This is a genomic window from Treponema sp. (assembly GCF_045657965.1).
Lineage (GTDB): Bacteria > Spirochaetota > Spirochaetia > Treponematales > Treponemataceae > Treponema_D.
Genome location: NZ_JAZOUG010000170.1, coordinates 1 through 2,609, shown reverse-complemented (window position 1 = coordinate 2,609; position 2,609 = coordinate 1). Strand labels below are relative to the sequence as shown.

Here is a 2,609-nt window from a genome sequence, read left to right as displayed (position 1 = left end):
CTGGCTTTGTTTTTCATGTGATATACGATGGAACAATTGACATTGCTCCACATGTATTGTCTTTTCTTTCCTTCACTTATCTGATTATGTTCAAAGAACTTTTACCGTGCCGACCGATTGTCAGCGGGTGAGAATGAATATATCACACCAACATTTTTCTGTCAACACTTATTTTCTTTTTTTTCAATTTTTTTTATTTTTTTTATTTTTTTTATTTTCGTGCAACAATAACCATTGTGCGTGCATTCTGATTGTATGGTGAAAAATCAAAATCACCATAAATTTCAACAGATTTAAATCCAATACCAAGCATAATTCTTTTTAATTCAACAGCAGAGTAAAGTCTCTGAACAAACTCATGCTCAATACGTTCACCTGTATCATTATCAATTAAAATCCAGCGGGAACGAAGACCTTCCCATGCACCAACGACACTAAAATCTGTAAGTACAGTTTTACCAGCACGTTCAAACCATTCGCCTTCTGTAAAATCTTTTATTGCAATTTCTCTGCTGATATTTTCCAAAATAAAAAAACCGTCGTCTCTGATTGAATCGAAAATTGATTTTAATATCTGAGCATCCTCATCGATTGTATCACAGTAGCCAAAAGACGTATAAAGATTTATTGCACAGTCGAATTTTTTTTCCGTCTTAAAATTGCGTAAATCAGCTTTTATTAATTCCAGATCAACACCTTCAGCACTGGCACTTTCTGCAGCCGCATCAAGTTCAGACTGAATTAAATCAACCCCCGTAACTTCCAGACCAAGAGAAGCCAACTCAACACTAATTCTTCCTGGTCCACATCCGGCATCTAAAATTTTTGCACCTTTTCCAAGTCCTGCAATTTTACAGACGCTTTGTGCAACAGCAGGAGCTTCCGCCCATCTGGCTGTATCAAACATTATTGGAGCATAATTATTCCAGAATTCTTCTTTTTCAAACCATTCTGTTTTTTTTATTGTTTCTTTATCCGGCATCACTCTCTCCCGTTTTTGTTAATCATTATCCTTAACCAATGAGTAAAACGATTTTATATAATCAAGGAAAGAAAGCCAGCTGAGAATAACGCAAATTACAAACAGACTTAATGTCGTATATTTAAAGGCTGTAACAATAATAAAATTAATATTTTCTGGAATAAAAGAAAAATTAAAACGGGTATAACTTTCTATCGTTAAAAAGAAAAAACCTGAAATAATGTAAAAAACAGTTTTTAATTTACCACCTTTGCGGGCGGCAATAGCAATACCTTTTTTTAATGCAGACATTCGCAGAAAGCTTTGTGTAAATTCGCGGTATAAAATCAAAACAAATAATACAATAGGCATGTATTTTGCTGAAACCGCACACATAAAAACAGTCAAATTTAATATAACATCTGCAAACGGATCGAAAATTTTCCCAAAATCACTAACTTCATTATACTTTCGTGCATAATGACCATCCCAGTAATCTGTTAACTCAAAAACTGCAAGAAGAGGAATCATAACACAGGCAGAAATAATATTTAAAATCTGACTGTCAAGCCAAACTGGTAAATTAAAAATCAAATAAAAAACAGGGGCAAAAATAGCACGTGCAAATGTAAAACGATTGGAAACTTTCATCGCAAAATTATAGTTTTTTGAAAAGAAAAAGTAAAGTAAGAGACTTTAATTGCAATTCTACCTGGTATAAGACTTAAAATCCTGAGTGATGGCTATAGCTGATTCTATCTGATAATGCGGCAGTTCCGCTCCAACAATTGTAACAGCGCTATCAACTGCAACATCAGATTCTGCTATTCCATGAAGTATAATTTTATTGCCTTCAATTGAAATTCTTAAGAAGTTAATATTTAAGCTGTAATCGAAAAGAAGCATATTCACAATTCTCTGGCCAATTAACATTTCTTCGATTTTCTTCCGGCCTTTTTCATCTTTTTCTGAGGTTATGCAAGAATCAGCCAAAGCAATTATAGATTTTACGATGGAATCAGTATCAATTACAGAGGTATTCACAATCAAATCATACATTCCAGGATCCAGTACATCAAAATTAAAAAATGACTTATAAAATCCCTTCTGTTGATTTTCACTTTCCGTAATTTTTTTTGAAGCATTTTTGAAATCACAGTTCAATTCTTTCTGAAGCCGCTCTATACGGATTTTTTTATCTGAAATAAACCTGCACGACACATGATTTTCCAGACTGTTTAGAATAATAAAAGAACCGCGGCCCACAATGACTGAATTATTCTCTGAAGCTGCTTCTAGAATTGCTGTCATAAGATAATTAAGATATTCATCCCTTATCCGGGTTAAGCCGGTAAAAAAGCCGAGCTTTTTTTCGTCAAATTTTGCAAGTTTTGCTTCCGGAAATCCAAGTTCAACTATTCTTCTTTCAATTTCTTTCCTGCCAAAAAATTTATAGCCTAAATGTTCTGCAATATTCCGGCTTATTTCATCCCCAAGAGAAGCAAGCTGCCTTGAAACTGTAATAATAGCCATAAACTCCTCCTGAAAAACTTTAGCTTTATATTTTAATATTGTATAATAATTATCGGTAAAATCAAATATTTTCCTGAAAGGACATTCTGAATATGATTAAAAAAAATCTTGAATG

At 33.3% G+C, this 2,609-nt stretch carries 3 protein-coding genes; all 3 read right to left on the bottom strand.

What is annotated here, in order from left to right; all coding sequences use genetic code 11:
- Positions 1-211 precede the first annotated feature (211 nt).
- Genes ACKI5B_RS06240 through ACKI5B_RS06230 form a run of 3 tightly spaced genes read right to left on the bottom strand, consistent with a single transcriptional unit; the run spans position 212 to position 2,494 of the window.
- Entirely contained in the window at positions 212-982 is a 771-nt protein-coding gene (locus ACKI5B_RS06240; RefSeq protein WP_407426905.1) for a class I SAM-dependent methyltransferase, read from the bottom strand.
- Between the two features lie 18 nt (positions 983-1,000).
- Positions 1,001-1,612: a CDP-diacylglycerol--glycerol-3-phosphate 3-phosphatidyltransferase gene (gene pgsA, locus ACKI5B_RS06235; protein WP_407426903.1), complete on the bottom strand. Its 612-nt coding sequence runs from the start codon at positions 1,610-1,612 to the stop codon at positions 1,001-1,003.
- A 57-nt stretch (positions 1,613-1,669) separates the two neighbouring features.
- A complete protein-coding gene (locus ACKI5B_RS06230; protein ID WP_407426901.1) occupies positions 1,670-2,494 on the bottom strand; it encodes a cytidylate kinase-like family protein in 825 nt (274 codons plus the stop codon).
- Positions 2,495-2,609 lie beyond the last annotated feature (115 nt).